This window comes from Rhodococcus sp. PAMC28707 (assembly GCF_004795915.1).
In the GTDB taxonomy this organism is placed as follows: Bacteria; Actinomycetota; Actinomycetes; order Mycobacteriales; family Mycobacteriaceae; genus Rhodococcoides.
Genome location: NZ_CP039253.1, coordinates 207718 through 223531 on the forward strand (window position 1 = coordinate 207718; position 15814 = coordinate 223531).

At 62.1% G+C, this 15814-nt stretch carries 16 protein-coding genes; 1 reads left to right on the top strand and 15 read right to left on the bottom strand.

What is annotated here, in order from left to right; genetic code table 11:
* Window positions 1-10: 10 nt before the first annotated feature.
* From E5720_RS00885 to E5720_RS00935, 11 genes are all read right to left on the bottom strand, one after another.
* Window positions 11-544: an adenine phosphoribosyltransferase gene (locus E5720_RS00885; protein WP_247596269.1), complete on the bottom strand. Its 534-nt coding sequence runs from the start codon at window positions 542-544 to the stop codon at window positions 11-13.
* 26 nt (window positions 545-570) lie between these two features.
* Window positions 571-2253 (bottom strand): ABC transporter substrate-binding protein, encoded by a 1683-nt coding sequence (locus tag E5720_RS00890; RefSeq protein ID WP_247596115.1) that lies wholly within the window; start codon window positions 2251-2253, stop codon window positions 571-573.
* Between the two features lie 37 nt (window positions 2254-2290).
* A complete protein-coding gene (gene secF, locus E5720_RS00895) occupies window positions 2291-3484 on the bottom strand; it encodes a protein translocase subunit SecF (protein ID WP_136169107.1) in 1194 nt (397 codons plus the stop codon).
* A 1-nt stretch (window position 3485) separates the two neighbouring features.
* Complete coding sequence (gene secD, locus E5720_RS00900; protein ID WP_210729928.1) at window positions 3486-5231, bottom strand: protein translocase subunit SecD; 1746 nt, start codon at window positions 5229-5231, stop codon at window positions 3486-3488.
* Between the two features lie 175 nt (window positions 5232-5406).
* Complete coding sequence (yajC, locus tag E5720_RS00905; RefSeq protein ID WP_136169108.1) at window positions 5407-5823, bottom strand: preprotein translocase subunit YajC; 417 nt, start codon at window positions 5821-5823, stop codon at window positions 5407-5409.
* A gap of 203 nt (window positions 5824-6026) precedes the next feature.
* Entirely contained in the window at window positions 6027-7109 is a 1083-nt protein-coding gene (ruvB, locus tag E5720_RS00910) for a Holliday junction branch migration DNA helicase RuvB (RefSeq protein WP_136169109.1), read from the bottom strand.
* Window positions 7106-7714, bottom strand: a complete 609-nt coding sequence (gene ruvA / locus E5720_RS00915) for a Holliday junction branch migration protein RuvA (protein ID WP_136169110.1) — start codon at window positions 7712-7714, stop codon at window positions 7106-7108. The genes ruvB and ruvA overlap by 4 nt, the downstream gene beginning before the upstream one ends.
* Window positions 7711-8391 (bottom strand): crossover junction endodeoxyribonuclease RuvC, encoded by a 681-nt coding sequence (ruvC, locus tag E5720_RS00920; RefSeq protein WP_136169111.1) that lies wholly within the window; start codon window positions 8389-8391, stop codon window positions 7711-7713. The genes ruvA and ruvC overlap by 4 nt, the downstream gene beginning before the upstream one ends.
* A gap of 109 nt (window positions 8392-8500) precedes the next feature.
* Window positions 8501-9256 (bottom strand): YebC/PmpR family DNA-binding transcriptional regulator, encoded by a 756-nt coding sequence (locus E5720_RS00925; protein ID WP_136169112.1) that lies wholly within the window; start codon window positions 9254-9256, stop codon window positions 8501-8503.
* 149 nt (window positions 9257-9405) lie between these two features.
* A complete protein-coding gene (gene pdxT / locus E5720_RS00930; protein WP_136169113.1) occupies window positions 9406-10008 on the bottom strand; it encodes a pyridoxal 5'-phosphate synthase glutaminase subunit PdxT in 603 nt (200 codons plus the stop codon).
* A complete protein-coding gene (locus E5720_RS00935; RefSeq protein WP_136169114.1) occupies window positions 10005-10856 on the bottom strand; it encodes an acyl-CoA thioesterase II in 852 nt (283 codons plus the stop codon). The genes pdxT and E5720_RS00935 overlap by 4 nt, the downstream gene beginning before the upstream one ends.
* 98 nt (window positions 10857-10954) lie before the next feature.
* Here E5720_RS00935 and E5720_RS00940 point away from each other — a divergent pair, with 98 nt between their 5' ends.
* The gene (locus tag E5720_RS00940) at window positions 10955-11590 is read left to right on the top strand and encodes a hypothetical protein (protein ID WP_210729929.1); all 636 of its coding nucleotides are present in this window, start codon (window positions 10955-10957) and stop codon (window positions 11588-11590) included.
* A 31-nt stretch (window positions 11591-11621) separates the two neighbouring features.
* Here the strand turns inward: E5720_RS00940 and pdxS are convergent, their stop codons facing one another.
* The 4 genes from pdxS to E5720_RS00960 all read right to left on the bottom strand — a co-directional run bounded on the left by pdxS (window position 11622) and on the right by E5720_RS00960 (window position 15813).
* On the bottom strand, window positions 11622-12470 hold the full coding sequence (gene pdxS / locus E5720_RS00945; protein WP_222438210.1) for a pyridoxal 5'-phosphate synthase lyase subunit PdxS: 849 nt from the start codon (window positions 12468-12470) through the stop codon (window positions 11622-11624).
* A 291-nt stretch (window positions 12471-12761) separates the two neighbouring features.
* Window positions 12762-13787: an NUDIX domain-containing protein gene (locus tag E5720_RS00950; protein WP_136169115.1), complete on the bottom strand. Its 1026-nt coding sequence runs from the start codon at window positions 13785-13787 to the stop codon at window positions 12762-12764.
* On the bottom strand, window positions 13787-14911 hold the full coding sequence (locus tag E5720_RS00955) for a glycosyltransferase family 4 protein (protein ID WP_136169116.1): 1125 nt from the start codon (window positions 14909-14911) through the stop codon (window positions 13787-13789). The genes E5720_RS00950 and E5720_RS00955 overlap by 1 nt, the downstream gene beginning before the upstream one ends.
* Window positions 14908-15813 (bottom strand): phosphatidylinositol mannoside acyltransferase, encoded by a 906-nt coding sequence (locus E5720_RS00960; RefSeq protein WP_136169117.1) that lies wholly within the window; start codon window positions 15811-15813, stop codon window positions 14908-14910. The genes E5720_RS00955 and E5720_RS00960 overlap by 4 nt, the downstream gene beginning before the upstream one ends.
* Window position 15814 lies beyond the last annotated feature (1 nt).

The following is a 15814-nucleotide window of genomic DNA, read 5'->3' on the forward strand; positions in this document are numbered from 1 at the left end:
ACTTTAGTCCTCACACATTTTTCAAGGAGGTGAGCGGGTACCCATCACACCTGGAGCGGCCTTGAAGCTCCGCTATCTCCAGCACTACGGCAGCTCCTACAACCTGAGCTCCACGTGCGCGCAGCAATGTCGCCGTCGCGGCGATCGTGCCACCGGTCGCCAGCACATCGTCGACGATGATGACGCGCCGGCCTACCAAATCGATGGATTCGGGGATTTCCAGTTGGGCGGATCCATATTCGAGCTCGTACCGCTGCGATACGACGGGCGGAGGCAGTTTGCCGGCTTTGCGCACCGCGAGTACACCAGATCCGAGCGCAAGCGCTACGCCGGCACCGAGAAGGAACCCGCGAGCGTCGATACCTGCCACGAGATCCGCACCCGTTCCAGCGACTGCCAGCGCTTCGATCACCGCCGAGAGTCCATCCGCATCGGCGAACACCGGTGTCAAATCGGCGAAACGTACACCCTGAACCGGGAAGTCGTCCGCCCAGCGGACCAATCGGTCGATGTTTGCCGAGGCAGTCTCGGCCAACGCGTTCACGTTGAAAGTTGTCTCACTGTGTTTGCTCACCGGAGGAGTATCCACCGGTCCATATTCCAGCCCGCACCCGCCGCGGTCGGATTGGCGACGACGTTCTTCATCCCGTCCGATACGAGGAGCATCCTCGGCTGGTTGAACAACGGCAACGACGGCATTTCGTTCCACAGAATGTTCTCGCCCTCCGTCGCTACCGCGAGAACAGTTGCGTCGGATGTATCGACGGCAAGCTGATCCACGATTGCATTCACCCGACCGTTGTCGTAGCCGCCCACATTGCTACCTACGCCACCACGCAGGCTGTACCGAGCTGCCGCGTCGGATACGGCACCTGCCGCTCCCGACGCCGACGCGGTCGATCCGAGTACCGCGTCTACTTCGCCCCGCTGGAGAGCAGAGGGCGAGAACTGGGCGGACGACGCGTCGACAACGTTGATTCCTGCCGGACCGCACGAGGCAGCGATAGTGGACACGATGCCCCCTCGACGTGCATCCGGAGCGAGGTATCCGATCCGGATCGTCGGATTCGTCACACCGGCGGCCTGAAGTTCGGACGACGATGCCGTCGTGTCCGGCTGGCGATATCGCCCGGCCGCGGTAGCCGACACCGGCGGGTAGAGCAGGGTGTCGGGCTGCACGAGTCTGGCGTCGACGACGCCGGATCCAATCCCGACGCTCTTGTCGTATCCGGAATGCCCTACCTCGTCGAACAATTTCTGGCGCGGAATGCACGAGGCAAGCGCTCGCCGCACCGCCGGAGAAGAAAGGGTTCCTCCGGTAGCCAACGTCAACTGTTCGACACCCTTGGAGGGAAAGTCGGTGCGGTCGAATCCGTCGGTGGGTTCCTCTCCCCCGGCACCGGAGTCGACGACTTCGAGATTACCTGCTTCGCTCCGCGCCGGGATGTCGGTTCCCTTGGGCCAGATGACAATTCGTTCGGTCTCTGGCGGGACGCCCCACCACTTGTCGTTGGCTACCAGCACCAGCCCGCCGTCGGCAGTGTAGGAATCGACACGGTACGGACCGTTGGACGGCATGAGGGATGTGTCGATCGCGTCGGGAGCGAAGTTCCAGCCGGTGTTCCAGAAATCGGCGATCCGACCGACCGCGTCCAGATCCCCACTGTTGATCGGGTCGACGATGTTGGGGACGTTCGCTGCACGCGCAACGATGTGTGCAGGGAGCAGAGCCGTCGCACCGAACAGGCTGCGCCAGTCCAGGTAGGACCGCCCGGGCGCAAAGGTCACCGTGGCTTCCTTGGTACCGCTTACACAGTCCACTTTGTCGATGTCGGAGTAACCCGCAGTCGACGCAGCGTCGAACAGCGGAGAACTGCCCACACCGGAGGTGAAACGGCCGCTCTCGGCAGCCCACGCCAACACGAGGTCGTCGCAAGTCATCGGGACGCCGTCGGAGTAGACAGCCTGGGGAGCGATCACGTAGCGAACGGTCAGAGCGGCGGCGGGCACCACCGACGCGCTTCCGATGTCGTTGTCGGACAGCGCCTCTCCCTCGGGTCCGAGATAGGTGAATCCGGTCTGAACGCGCGGGAACGCCTGGCGCGCCCCGGACGCGGCGCCGTCCACAGTTCGAGCGTTGTACGTGGACACGACATTGTCGACGGCGTACCCGATGGACGGAACTGGATCCTCGCCTGCCGAGCACCCTGCGGCCGTAGCCACGGTGACGGTGGCAGCCAGTCCAGCTGCCACCGCCTTTGCGGCAGTTATTCGACAGACTCGCACGTGATCAACGCCTCTTCTTGTTGCGCTTTCCTGTCGGCCTCGACCCTGGCTGCGGTGTCGCCGGCGCGGACACGGTAGCGGCCGAGGACTCGACCATGCCGACGACGCCTCCGCGCTGTGCGGCTTCAGCGCGTTTGGCCATCACCTTCTTCGTATGCCCGGCGACCGGTCCCCACTTTTCCTTGATGGTCACGAGCAGCGGTGTTGCGAAGAAGATGGACGAGTACGCACCCACGATCATGCCCACCAACTGTACGAGTGCCAGGTCCTTCAGCGTTCCGACTCCGAGCAGCCATACGGCAACGACCATCAGAGCCAGCACCGGCAGGACGCCGATTACCGTCGTGTTGATCGAGCGCATGAGCGTCTGGTTGACAGCCAGGTTCGCCTGTTCTGCATAGGTTTTGCGCCTGAGATTCAGAATCCCTCTCGTGTTCTCTTCGACCTTGTCGAACACCACCACGGAGTCGTAGAGCGAGAAGCCGAGGATGGTCAACAGACCGATCACCGTCGCGGGCGTGACCTCGAACCCGACCAGCGAATAGACACCGGCCGTGACGAAGAGATCGAACACGAGTGCCGCGAGGGCGGCCATCGCCATGTCCCGTTCGTATCTGATGGAGATGTAGATACTGACGATGACAAGGAACACCAGCAGCGCGATCAGTGCTTTCTGGGTGATCTGTCCGCCCCAGGTCTCGCTCACGTCGGAGATGCTGATCGCATTCGGGGACGCAACTCCGTTTCCGTCGACAGGAGTGAAGGCATCGAACAGAGCAGTCTTGACCGAGTTCACTTCGGCAGCGTCGAGCGCCTCGGATCGAACCTGCACCGTGGCGGCGGCACCGGAACCGACGGTCTGTACCGATACCGGATCGAATCCGAGGGTGTCGGCGAAGACGGTCTCGACCTGCTCGGTGCTGACGTTGTCGGCAGCGGGGATCTGAATCCGGGTGCCACCTTCGAAATCGATTCCGAGGGTGAAGCCACGGATGGCGATGCTCAACAGGCAGATCAAGACGATCGTTCCGGTCAAAATGTAGTAGAAGCGCCGTCGACCGATGATCTCGAAGGCCCCGGTGCCCGTGTACAGCCGATTCATCCAGCTGTGCTGCGGCTGATCCATCTGTTCGGCACCGGAATCTGTCAGCAGTGTCGAGGTCGTTTCTGAAGTGTTGTTCTCCGGTGAATCGGACATATCACGCCCCCTTGGTCGACGCGTCGGCCGAGACCGTACTCGATGTCGTTCGGGCAGCCGCCCGCTTGCGTTCCTGTGCGACCTCCGCCACTGCGCCGAGGCCGTTGACACCTGGTCTCGACCAGAATTTCGACTTCGTGGACAGGTAGACCAGCGGCCAGGTCACCAAGAAGACGACCACTACGTCGAGGATGGTCGTCAGGCCGAGAGTGAAAGCGAATCCTCGAACCTGTCCGACGGCAAGTGCATAGAGCACGGCAGCGGCGATGAAGCTGACCGCGTTTCCGGACAGGACAGTCTTTCGCGCACGTGCCCAGCCTCGCGGCACCGCCGACCTGAAGCTTCGACCCTCACGAATCTCGTCCTTGATTCGTTCGAAGAACACGACGAACGAGTCCGCTGTCATACCGATACCGATAATCAATCCGGCGATACCTGCCAGGTCGAGAGTGAAGCTGATCCACCGCCCGAGCAGAACCAGGATTCCGTAGACCATCAGACCTGCCAGCACCAGCGACAGGGCTGTCAACAGTCCCAACGCGCGGTAGTAGACGAGGCAGTAGAGCAGGACGAGCACCAGACCGATGGCGCCGGCGATCAAACCTGCCTCCAGCGAAGCAAGCCCAAGCGTCGCGGACACTGTTTCTGCTTCCGAGGAGGCAAAGGACAGCGGCAGTGAACCGTATTTGAGGGTGTTCGCCAATTCCGAGGCGCTCTGCGCGGTGAACTGCCCGGTAATCGAGGTAGCGCTACCGGCTGGTGTCGCACCCTGGATCTGCGGTGCACTGACGACCTTGGAGTCGAGTGTGAACGCCGCTTGCTTGCCGATGTTGGCGCCGGTGAATTTCGCCCAGGTGTTACTGCCCTCGGAGTCGAAACTGAGACTGACCTCGTGCCGCGATTGTTGACTGTTGAAGCCCGACGTAGCGTCGGCGATCTGCTGCCCGTCGATGATGCTGGGCCCGAGTACATAGACGGAAGTGCCATCTGTGGAGCACGCAACCAGGGGTAACGCGGGATCGTCGTTGCCTTGTAGTGGATCGGGTGCGTTGCAATCGATCGTCGCGAGGGCGGCCTGCTGAACCTGGGGGTCCTCGCTCTGCCGTAGCGCCTTCGCCTCGGTGATCTGACTGGCCGCCTGATCTGCTTCCGAGACCTCCGTGGGGACAGCTGCCGGCGGAGCGTCGTTGCTGCCTGGATCGCCGGTGGCAGGGGCCGCCGGGACCGGTTCGACCGCACTGGGGTCCTGCGCCGGGAACGGCCGGCCCTGAGGTACTGACTCGCCGACCGGGGGCTGCTCGCCCGTAGCGGGCGCAGGTGTTCCGTTCGCAGGAGCGGGCTGTCCTGCCGCGGGCTGTCCTGCCGCCGGTTGCGCTGCGGTCAACACTGGACGAATGAAAAGCCGTGCGGTCTGGCCGAGCGAACGAGCCTGCGAACTGTCGTCGCCGGGAACGGTGATGACGAGATTGTCGCCGTCGATCACCACCTCGGACCCGGACACACCGAGCCCGTTCACGCGAGTCTCGATGATCTGCTGCGCCTGCTTCAGAGAGTCTTGACTCGGCTGGCTGCCGTCGGGCGTCCTGGCGGTGAGCGTGACACGCGTGCCACCCTGCAGGTCGATTCCCAACTTGGGAGTTGGCGACTTGTCTCCGGTGAAAAAGACCAGCGCATACACAGCGGCCATCAATACCGCGAAGACGGCGAGATAGCGGGCTGGATGCACCGATCCGCTGGAAGGTGCCACGGTGTGTGATTCTCCTCTTGGCGTGGGACAACATGCGGTCGATCAGGGGACGCAAGCGGTCTCTGTCGGGTGATACGCGTCGGAACAGGTGATTCCAGACGAACTGGGCAGCATGTGCGCGGCAAGCGAAACCGCTGCCGGAGTTTCTCCGGCAGCGGTTTCGTTCACAGGTCGATCACTCTTTTTCGAGACGACGTGCGCTCTGCTCCACGGTCTCTTCCGAAGACGACGGGGACGCGTCCTTCTCGAGTGTCGTGCTTTTCTCGAGCGACGGTGTCGAGTCGCCGGACTCGATGACGTCGACAGATCCGACGAAGTCGGAGTCGAGATCGTCGACATCCGGGGGCAAGACCTCTTTCACGACGGCGCGCGACCACGTCGTCACGATGCCGTCGGCGATCTCGAGGTCCACTGTGTCGTCTTCGACCAGCACCACCCGGGCGTACAGACCGGCTGTGGTGACCACTTCGTCACCGATCTTCAGCGAATCCTGCAGAGTCTGAGTCTGGGCGAGAGCCTTCTTCTGGCGCCGGACGTTCAGGAACATCGGCACGAGCAGAGCCACGATGAGAAGGGGGAATAGCAGTTCCATCTTTTACGTCAGTCCTCGAAGTTTCGGTTGTCTATCGGTTTCGGCTTTGGTGCCCACGGTGTCTTCACGATGGTTTCAACGTTCGCGTACAGCCGAAGTAGGCGACAATTCGGTCACCGCGGCTGTGCTGAAGAACCACGCAAAGAACCAGTGTGCCATTACCGGACCGACGATCCGGTCAGCTCCCACCGATTATCAGCAGATTATTCGGATAACTCCTGCTGAGCCTCGTTGGTTCGAACGGAAATTCCGCCGATGGCCAGATCCGGCGGCGGTACGAGACCGAGGTGTTGCCACGCCGCAGCGGTGGCGACTCGACCGCGGGGTGTGCGGGCAACCATCCCTGCACGAACCAGAAAGGGCTCGCATACCTCTTCGACGGTTGCCGGTTCTTCCCCGACGGCCACAGCAAGAGTGGAAACTCCCACCGGTCCGCCGCCGAAACTACGAATCAGCGCGCTGAGCACCGCTCTGTCCAACCGGTCGAGACCGAGCTGGTCGACGTCGTAGACGACGAGAGCAGCGCGGGCCGTGGCCTTGGTGATGGTGCCGTCGCCGCGTACTTCCGCGTAGTCACGAACTCGGCGCAGGAGCCGGTTGGCGATGCGCGGTGTGCCTCGCGAGCGCCCAGCGATCTCGGTGCACGCAGCCTTGTCGATCGGAACACCGAGTATGCCGGCCGATCGCTGGAGGATCAGTTCCAATTCCGCAGGTTCGTAGAAGTCCATGTGCGCGACGAACCCAAACCGATCACGTAGCGGTCCGGTCAGCGCTCCCGATCGGGTAGTAGCCCCTACCAGGGTGAACGGTGCAACTTCGAGCGGAATCGACGTGGCTCCCGGCCCCTTTCCCACCACGACGTCGACCCGAAAGTCCTCCATGGCCAGGTAGAGCATTTCTTCTGCCGGGCGCGCAATCCGATGTATTTCGTCGATGAAGAGGACATCACCCTCGACGAGATTGCTGAGCATTGCCGCTAGATCGCCTGCTCGCTCGAGCGCCGGTCCCGAGGTGAGACGCAGCGAGGTATTCAACTCTTGCGCGATGATCATGGCCATCGAGGTCTTACCCAGGCCTGGCGGACCGGACATCAAAATATGATCGGGGGTACTGCCACGCAGCTTGGCGCCTGTCAACACCAACTGCAGTTGCTCACGCACGCGTGGTTGGCCGATGAAATCGGTGAGGGTCTTGGGCCTCAGGCTCGTCTCGACATCTGCGTCGTCCGCGATCAACCCGGCCGCGAGCTGTGAGTCCGCGAATTCCTCTTCTGGATCTCCGGTCATCTGCTCTTACCCAGATAGGCCAGCGCGGATCGTAGAGCCGCCGACGTAGACGCATCCGGACTCTCCACCAAAACCGAATCCGTCGCGTCCTCGGCCTGCTTGGCCGCAAAACCGAGTCCGGTGAGCGCCTCGACGATCTGGTCACGAACGGAGTCGACCGTTCCCGACCCGGACTGCACGATCGTGGTGTTCCCTGCTGCCACGATCGCATCGACCTTGTCGCGCAATTCCACGATCATGCGCTCCGCCCCTCGTTTGCCGATGCCCGGAACTCTGGTCAGCGCGGCCACGTTGCCGTCTGCCAGTGCGGTCCGCAGCGCCTGAGGATCGAGTACCGCCAATGTCGCCATGGCAATGCGGGGGCCTACACCGGAGACCGACAGCAGTAGCGAGAACAGCTCGCGCGATTCACTGTCCGAAAAGCCGTAGAGGGTCATCGAGTCCTCGCGGACGATCATCGTCGTCAGCAATCTCGATGCCGATCCTCGGCTCAACGTGCCGAGGGTGTTGGGCGTCGCATTGATTCGGTATCCGACACCCGATGCCTCGATGACCACGTGATCGAGGGCGATATCGAGGACCTCGCCGCTGATCGAGGAGATCATCGTGCCCCAGCCTCTCCTGCGGCACGAGCCTCTCCTGCGGCACGAGCCTCTTCTACGGCACGAGCCGGCACGGATGCTGCGAGTCTGGCGCGTTCGACCTTCCGCGCTGCCTGTGCTCGCGATTTACGTTCCTCGGCGAGCCGAAGCTCGAACTTTCGCTTCTGCTGCGCGGCCATGGCTTCGGCCTGCGCCATTCTGGCGATCATCGGCGCCCGCCAACAATGGCAAATGCCCAGTGCCAGCGCATCCGCGGCATCGGCAGGCGTAGGGGCGGTCTGCATACCCAAAATTCTCATGACCATCGCGGTGACCTGCGCTTTGTCAGCGCTGCCGTTGCCGGTAACAGCGGCCTTGACCTCGCTCGGAGTGTGAAAACACACGTCGATACCGCGACGAGCTGCTGCAAGCGCGATGACTCCCCCAGCCTGGGCGGTACCCATGGCGGTCCGAACGTTGTGCTGCGAAAAAACGCGCTCGATCGCTACCACCGTCGGCTTGTGCGTATCGAGCCAGTACTCCGCGGCCTCGGAGATTCGAAGTAGACGCTGTGCCAAATCCATATCGGGCGGCGTTCGCACCACGTCTACATCGAGTGCCACGACACTGCGACCGGCCCCGCCTTCGATCAAGCTCAGACCGCACCTGGTCAAACCTGGATCGACGCCCATCACTCGCACACTGACACCTTCCGCTTACGAACTGTTGTTCGATAGCGTATCGGAGCGGTGCGACCTATCGGGTGCGCGACACCCGTAAGCGAGATCAGTCTTCCCGCCCCGAGCGGTTTCACTCCTCGTCGAGTGCAGCAATCACTTCATCGGACAGCTCGACGTTCGAGTACACGTTCTGCACGTCGTCGCTCTCTTCCAGTGCGTCGATGAGCTTGAACACCTTGCGGGCGCCGTCTACGTCCACAGGAACGGACACTGACGCCTGAAAGGTGGCCTCCGCCGAGTCGTACTCGATGCCTGCTTCCTGCAGTGCAGTGCGTACCGCAACGAGGTCGGTTGGTTCACTGACAATTTCGAAGGTATCTCCGTTGTCGGTGATCTCCTCTGCACCTGCATCGAGGACGGCCATCAGCACGTCGTCCTCGCTTTGCCCGTCCTTCTCCAACGTGACAAGTCCCTTGCGAGCGAACAGGTACGACACCGAGCCCGGATCGGCCATGTTGCCGCCGTTGCGCGTCATGGCGACGCGAACTTCTCCGGCGGCCCGATTGCGGTTGTCGGTCAGGCACTCGATGAGCATCGCCACCCCGCTGGGGCCGTATCCCTCGTACATGATCGTCTGCCAGTCGGCGCCACCGGCTTCTTCACCTGCGCCACGCTTGCGGGCACGCTCGATGTTGTCGTTGGGAACCGAGGTGCGCTTCGCCTTTTGAATGGCGTCGAACAGGGTGGGGTTACCCACCGGATCGCCACCACCGGTGCGAGCCGCCACCTCGATATTCTTGACGAGTTTGGCGAAGGACTTGCCTCGACGGGCGTCGATTACGGCCTTCTTGTGCTTGGTGGTGGCCCATTTGGAGTGGCCGCTCATGCGATAGAGCCCCTTTCCTGCTTCAGCTAAGTGTTGTGTACTTTACGCATGTGCTCGGGTGCCCGGATCCACTAACTCGGTTCCGTCCTGCGGCAACTGCCCTGCAGGTTTACTGGACCCGCACGTACTACCGGGTCCTGCACGCCCTACTAGGTGTTGCGTACCAAGTCTACGAACAGTTCGTGGACTCGGCGGTCACCGGTGACTTCCGGATGGAAGCTCGTCGCCATCACGGTGCCCTGCCGGACTGCAACTATCCGCCCAGCGGCCGGGCCATCCGGAACTTCGGCCAGCACCTCGACGCCGCTCCCGACCCTTTCCACCCACGGCGCACGAATGAACACCGCGCGCACTTTCTCGCCTTGGATGCCCGCGAATGACAGGTCCGTTTCGAACGAGTCGACCTGCCTGCCGAACGCATTACGCCGCACAGTGATGTCAAGCGCATCGAGATGCTGGGCGTCGGGACGAGTATCGAGAATCTCCGATGCAAGCAAGATCATCCCCGCGCAGGACCCGTAGGCGGGTAACCCGTCCTTCAGCTTCGCTTTGAGAGGTTCGAGCAAGTCGAAGACGGACAGCAGAGTGCTCATCGTCGTCGATTCCCCACCGGGAATCACCAATCCATCTACCTCGTCCAGTTCAGCAGGCCTGCGAACCGTCGTTGCGGTGGCGCCACAAGAATCCAGGGCGGCAAGGTGCTCGCGGACGTCCCCCTGCAGCGCAAGGACACCGATCTTCGGACCACTCACTGGGGCCTGGCCAGATCTTTGTTCACTCGGTCGGGGTTGCGATCGAAACGCATGAGCCCCTCCTGAACCACGGCAGCGACCATCCGTCCCTGCCGGTCGAAGATTCGTCCCTGCGTCAGCGCCCGACCGAAATCCGCGGAGGGCGAAGTCTGGTCGTACAGCAACCACTCGTCCGCCCGGAACGGCCGCAGGAACCACAGGGCGTGGTCGAGCGACGCGGTCTGCGTCGACACGTCGGGATGCGGCACCAGTGCCGAACCCAGAAGCGTCATATCGCTCATGTAGGCGAGAGTGCAGACGTGGAACACCTGATTGTCCGGCAGCTTGTCCCGGTACCGAAACCACACGCGCTGTTGGGCGGCAAAATCCGGATGCTTCTCGGTCTGTTCATCCGGAACCAGCCTGACGTCCCATTCTTTCCATTCGCGAAAGAACGGACTTCCCCCGTCCGGGAGATCACGAGAGTCGGCCAGAGACTCGGGGTCGACGACCTTGGGCATCGTGTCCTGATGCGAAATACCCTCGTCCTCGACATGAAAGGACGCGGACATGGTGAAGATCGGCTTACCAGCCTGAATACCGGTCACCCGACGCGTACTGAACGACCTCCCGTCGCGGAGGCGATCCACCAGATAGATCGTCGGCTCGGTCGGGTTGCCCGGCCGAATGAAGTATCCGTGTAAAGAATGGACGCGATACTGCTCGCCTACCGTTCGGACGGCAGAAACCAGCGCCTGTCCGGCGACCTGTCCCCCGAATGTCCGTTGCAGCAGACTGGGAAATGTTCGACCGCGAAAGATGTCGTCCTCGATGCGCTCGAGTTCGAGAATGTCTTCGATACTCGCCATGATCCACCTTTCTGTACCAGCTGCCTGAAGGCTAACAAGGAGCCCAACGCGATCTGCGGCCACCGCGACCCGAGCCCGTGCAGGGCAGGATGTTCCCTATGCCGCAACTCGAACCGATCTCGCCGGCTCGACTCGTCGAGATGTTCACCGCATTGCTTCCGTCGGGCCGTCGTTGCGTGGCGGTCGTCGACGGGCCGGACGGCGCTGATCCCGTCGACTTCGCCTATCGGACAAGCGCATTCGTTTCCAGTACCGGTCGCCCGTGTGACGTGGTGAACCTTCACGACTTCGTTCGTCCTGCCTCGCTTCGATTCGAGCACTCCAGAACAGACGAAATAACCTATCGCACAGGCTGGTTCGACTTCGATGCGATCGAACGCGAGGTGATCGCCCCATTGCGTCCCGGCGGTCGAGGGCAGTTTCTACCCCGCTTGTGGGACGAAAAGAGCGATCGCTCCGCGCGCGCTTCGCTGCGCGAGGCAGCACAGACACACGTAGTGATCCTTGCCGGGCCGATGCTGTTGGGCCGAGGCCTCGACGTCGACGCGACAATCCGGCTCGACCTCTCGGCAGGCGCATTGCGTCGTCGGACACGGCCCGAGGAACAGTGGACGATAGAGCCACTACTCATCTATTACCGTGAGATGGACCTAGACCAGGGCACTGCGTCCGAGGGACCGGCGCTCTGGGTTCGCTGGGACCATCCCGATCGGCCTGCGGTCCGGCTTCGGTGACGAACCCGGTTGATCCGTCACCGACGAGAATTCACCAGCCGCGCTCGGACAACCTGTGCCCAACCGGGAGATCGTCCACGTTGATTCCGACCATTGCTTCGCCGAGACCGCGCGACACCTTGGCCAGCACATCGGGGTCGTCGAAGAAGGTGGTCGCCTTCACGATCGCCTCTGCGCGCTGTTGGGGGTTGCCCGACTTGAAGATTCCCGAACCGACGAACACGCCCTCTGCACCGAGTTGCATCATCATCGCCGCGTCGGCGGGAGTTGCAATGCCGCCTGCCGTGAAGAGCGTGACCGGAAGTTTCCCTGCGCGTGCAACTTCCACGACGAGATCGTAGGGTGCCTGCAATTCCTTTGCTGCAACGTACAATTCGTCCTCGGGGAGCGAGGTGAGTCGGCGAATCTCGTCGCGGATCTTACGCATGTGCGTTGTTGCGTTCGATACGTCTCCGGTGCCTGCCTCGCCCTTGGAGCGAATCATTGCGGCGCCCTCGGTGATGCGACGCAGGGCCTCGCCCAGGTTGGTCGCGCCACACACGAACGGGGCGGTGAAATTCCACTTGTCGATGTGGTTCGCGTAGTCGGCGGGGGTCAGGACCTCGGACTCGTCGATGTAGTCGACCCCGAGACTTTGCAGGATCTGAGCCTCTACGAAGTGTCCGATCCGTGCCTTGGCCATCACCGGAATGCTCACGGTGGCCATGATGCTGTCGATCATGTCCGGATCGCTCATTCGGGATACGCCGCCCTGCGCACGAATGTCTGCCGGGACACGCTCGAGTGCCATCACTGCGACCGCGCCTGCGTCTTCGGCGATCTTGGCCTGCTCAGCAGTGACGACGTCCATGATCACGCCGCCCTTGAGCATTTCGGCCATGCCGCGCTTGACGCGGGAGGTTCCGATTCCGGGCTTCGAAACCTTCTCCTCGGAGCCGCTGGTGTCGGTCTCTGTGGGGGTACTCACGGCAAACTCCTGTGTTTGATCGAATGCGTTCTCGATGTCGAATCATCCTTCGACGGCAGCGGGCGCACGTGCCTGCGGATCCGAAAGGACGTATTTGTTCGAAGTCGATTCTAGGCTGGCCTTCGATCACCACCTATAACCACTCGGCGATTGCTGGACTGGTAGCCCTCGATCACCGAGCAGTCGATCTGCTGCCGAAGGATGTCAGCGGATGGCTCGGACGTCCGGCTTCACTCGGCGGGCAAGCACGATGTTGACTTCGTCGAGCAGCTCGGCAAGTTCGAGGGGATAGACCGTTTCGCCCGTCGTACCCAAGGCCCGGATGTCGTCCTCCTCACACCAACGATGGCCGGTGACGGTTCGTCGTTCCAAATCGGTGAAGCCACCGTGATGAGGTTCGAACTCCTGAGTGCGATAAGCAAAGAACAGCTCTTCCGACCGAATCAGGGTTCCATTGAAAGGGAACGTGGCTACCCGCCGCCACATCGGACCCTTGAGATCAGCTGCTTCGACTTCGAGACCGGTTTCCTCGTAGACCTCGCGCACCGCTGCTTCACGCAGACTCTCGCCGGATTCGACCGCGCCGCCGATCGTGAACCAGAAGAAGACTTCCGGAACGATCGGGTCATGTCCACGCAGCAACAGAACCCGGCCGCGTTCGTCGACGAGCACCACTCTCGCCGAGGTCCGCTGCACGGCTCGTTCCTTGTGACCGAAGGCCTCCGACGCCGATCTTTCGGCAATTTCGAAATACGACGGCAAGGGGGCGGTACCGCCCAGATGCAAGATCCGCACGGGTGTGGTCGTTCGGAGCGCCAAGGTGTCCCGCACCGCGTCGTTATGGAAACGCCTCGCGATCAACACGCGCGCTTCGGAGTCTGCCAGTTCGGCAACCAGCTGCGGCGGAAGGTCTGCCGGATCGAGAGCCGCGAGTGCCCCGGATACGGCATTCTCGGCGTCCTCACGTCGCGATCTATCCGCTCTTTCGGCTGTATCGGCCAAGGCGGCGAGACGTTTGCTGTCTTCGAGCTGATCGCGAGTCGCTGCCGATACTGCACGAGCCACCACGGCACGTCTGGCCAACGCCGAATCGAGTGATTGCCATGCGAGGTCCGACCGGACATGAAGGCGATCCAAACGGTTGGCCGTGGCGTAGGCCCACAGACCGATGACCAGTATCACCACGGAAACCACGCCCAGTACGAGAATCGTCAACGCAGACAACGTCATCAGCTCGCAGCCCGCACCTTCTGGCCTCCGACGGTGACTGTCTCGTAGACGCGCATGATCTGTTCGGCGACTACCGGCCAGTCGTAGTCGACAACGGCTCGACTTGCGGCTTCGACCAATTCGACCCGTAGTTTCTCCGAGGACAACAGAGAATCGACAGCGGCCGCCAGCGCCTCGGAGTCGCCGATCGGAACGAGAAGCCCGGCGGCACCGTCGCGTAGCACTCGACGAAACGCATCGAGTTCACTGGCCACAACTGCTGTTCCCGACGCCATCGCTTCGACGAGCACGATTCCGAAACTCTCACCGCCGAGGTTCGGCGCGCAGTAGACGTCTGCACTGCGCATCGCAGAAGCCTTTTCCGCATCATCGACCTGTCCGAGGAATCTCAGATGATGGGCGAGCACGCCTGCGTCGTCCCGCAGGCCTTCTTCGTCACCTCGACCGACGACGAGAATCTCGATATCGGGATGCCGCGCTACGAGCGACGGGAGGGCACCGAGGAGCACCCCCATCCCTTTACGCGGTTCGTCGAAGCGCCCGAGAAACAGCACAGTTTTCCCCGCTCGCGGATAACCAGATAGAAGCGGCGCCCCCGCGAACGCGGCGACGTCGACGCCATTGGGGATCTCGACGGCGTCACCACCGAGGGCTTCGACCTGCCACCGTCGGGCAAGCTCGGACACCGCAATTCTGCCGCTGATCTTCTCGTGGTATGGCCGAAGCACCCCTTGAAACGTACTGAGGAACAACGACTTCGTGGTCGAGGTATGAAAAGTGGCGACGATCGGCCCGTCGGCAGCTTTGAGGGCGAGCATCGACAGACTCGGCGCATTGGGCTCATGAATGTGCAGAACGTCGAAATCGTTCTCACTGATCCATCGACGGATTCTCGAATATGTCACGGGCCCGAAACGCAGACGGGCAACAGAGCCGTTGTACGGAATCGCCAATGCCTCACCGGCCGAGACGACGAAGTCCGGGAGCAGAGTCTCTTCCGATGCCGGCGCCAACACGCTGACACGGTGTCCGCGCTCGATGAACACTTCGGCAAGTTGTTGTACGTGCGCTTGCACTCCGCCCGGAACGTCGAAGGAGTACGGGCAGACCATCCCGATCTTCACGACTCCTCGATTCGTGCTCTTCGCTTGTCCGAAAGGTCGGACATCCAGAGGGGTTGCAACATGTGCCAGTCCGCTGGGTGCTCGGCGATGTGCGAGGCGAACGAGTCGGCGAGCGCCTGAGTAGCAACGGCGACACCCTCGCTGACGTCGATGCGAGGTGAAATGGTGAAACCCCACCCGTCACCGTCGAAGTAGCCGTGTACCGGTAGCAGGTGTGCCCCGGTATCGAAGGCAAGCTTCGCAGGCCCGGCCGCCATCCGGGTCTGCTCTCCGAAGAACGAGACTGGCACACCGTGTTTCGCCAGGTCGCGTTCACTGAGCAAGCAGACGACCCCATTGGCTCGAAGCCGCTCCGACAATGCGGCGAAGGGCGGGGATTCTCCCCCGCTCAGCGGAAATATCTCGAATCCGAGGCCTTCGCGGTAGTCGACGAACCGCTGATACAACGATTCGGGATTCAGTCGTTCCGCAACGGTGGCGAAACGTCCGTAGGTTCGGACCAACCACATCCCTGCCATGTCCCAATTCCCACTGTGCGGCAGAGCCAGCACCGCCCCGGAACCCTCACTCAGTGCGGCGTCGAGATGCTCACGCCCGTAAACACATTTGTCGATCACCGCGGCCTGGGAAGCCAAGTCCATCGAGGGCAGCCGGAACGCTTCACGCCAGTAACGTGCATACGATCGGACGCTGTCACGAATCAACTCGTCCGGCACCAAATGCGGGTGCACATCGAGCACCCGAGCCAAATTCTTTCGCAATTGCTCCGGGCCACCCCCACGACGAGCAGCGAAATCTGCACCCTTGTCGAACAGCTTCCGAGCCAACGGGTCCGGAAGCGCTCGAACCACTCGCCACCCTGCGGCATACCCAGCGTCGGTGGCGCGCTCGACGAGCGTCATC

Excerpts from the sequence above, each read along its gene's own strand:
- secF (WP_136169107.1), bottom strand. The coding sequence starts at position 3,484 with ATGTCCGATTCACCGGAGAACAACACTTCAGAAACGACCTCGACACTG.
- yajC (WP_136169108.1), bottom strand. The coding sequence starts at position 5,823 with ATGGAACTGCTATTCCCCCTTCTCATCGTGGCTCTGCTCGTGCCGATG.
- ruvB (WP_136169109.1), bottom strand. The coding sequence starts at position 7,109 with ATGACCGGAGATCCAGAAGAGGAATTCGCGGACTCACAGCTCGCGGCC.
- ruvA (WP_136169110.1), bottom strand. The coding sequence starts at position 7,714 with ATGATCTCCTCGATCAGCGGCGAGGTCCTCGATATCGCCCTCGATCAC.
- E5720_RS00925 (WP_136169112.1), bottom strand. The coding sequence starts at position 9,256 with ATGAGCGGCCACTCCAAATGGGCCACCACCAAGCACAAGAAGGCCGTA.
- E5720_RS00935 (WP_136169114.1), bottom strand. The coding sequence starts at position 10,856 with ATGGCGAGTATCGAAGACATTCTCGAACTCGAGCGCATCGAGGACGAC.
- E5720_RS00940 (WP_210729929.1), top strand. The coding sequence starts at position 10,955 with ATGCCGCAACTCGAACCGATCTCGCCGGCTCGACTCGTCGAGATGTTC.
- pdxS (WP_222438210.1), bottom strand. The coding sequence starts at position 12,470 with ATGGCCGAAATGCTCAAGGGCGGCGTGATCATGGACGTCGTCACTGCT.
- E5720_RS00950 (WP_136169115.1), bottom strand. The coding sequence starts at position 13,787 with ATGACGTTGTCTGCGTTGACGATTCTCGTACTGGGCGTGGTTTCCGTG.
- E5720_RS00960 (WP_136169117.1), bottom strand. The coding sequence starts at position 15,813 with ATGACGCTCGTCGAGCGCGCCACCGACGCTGGGTATGCCGCAGGGTGG.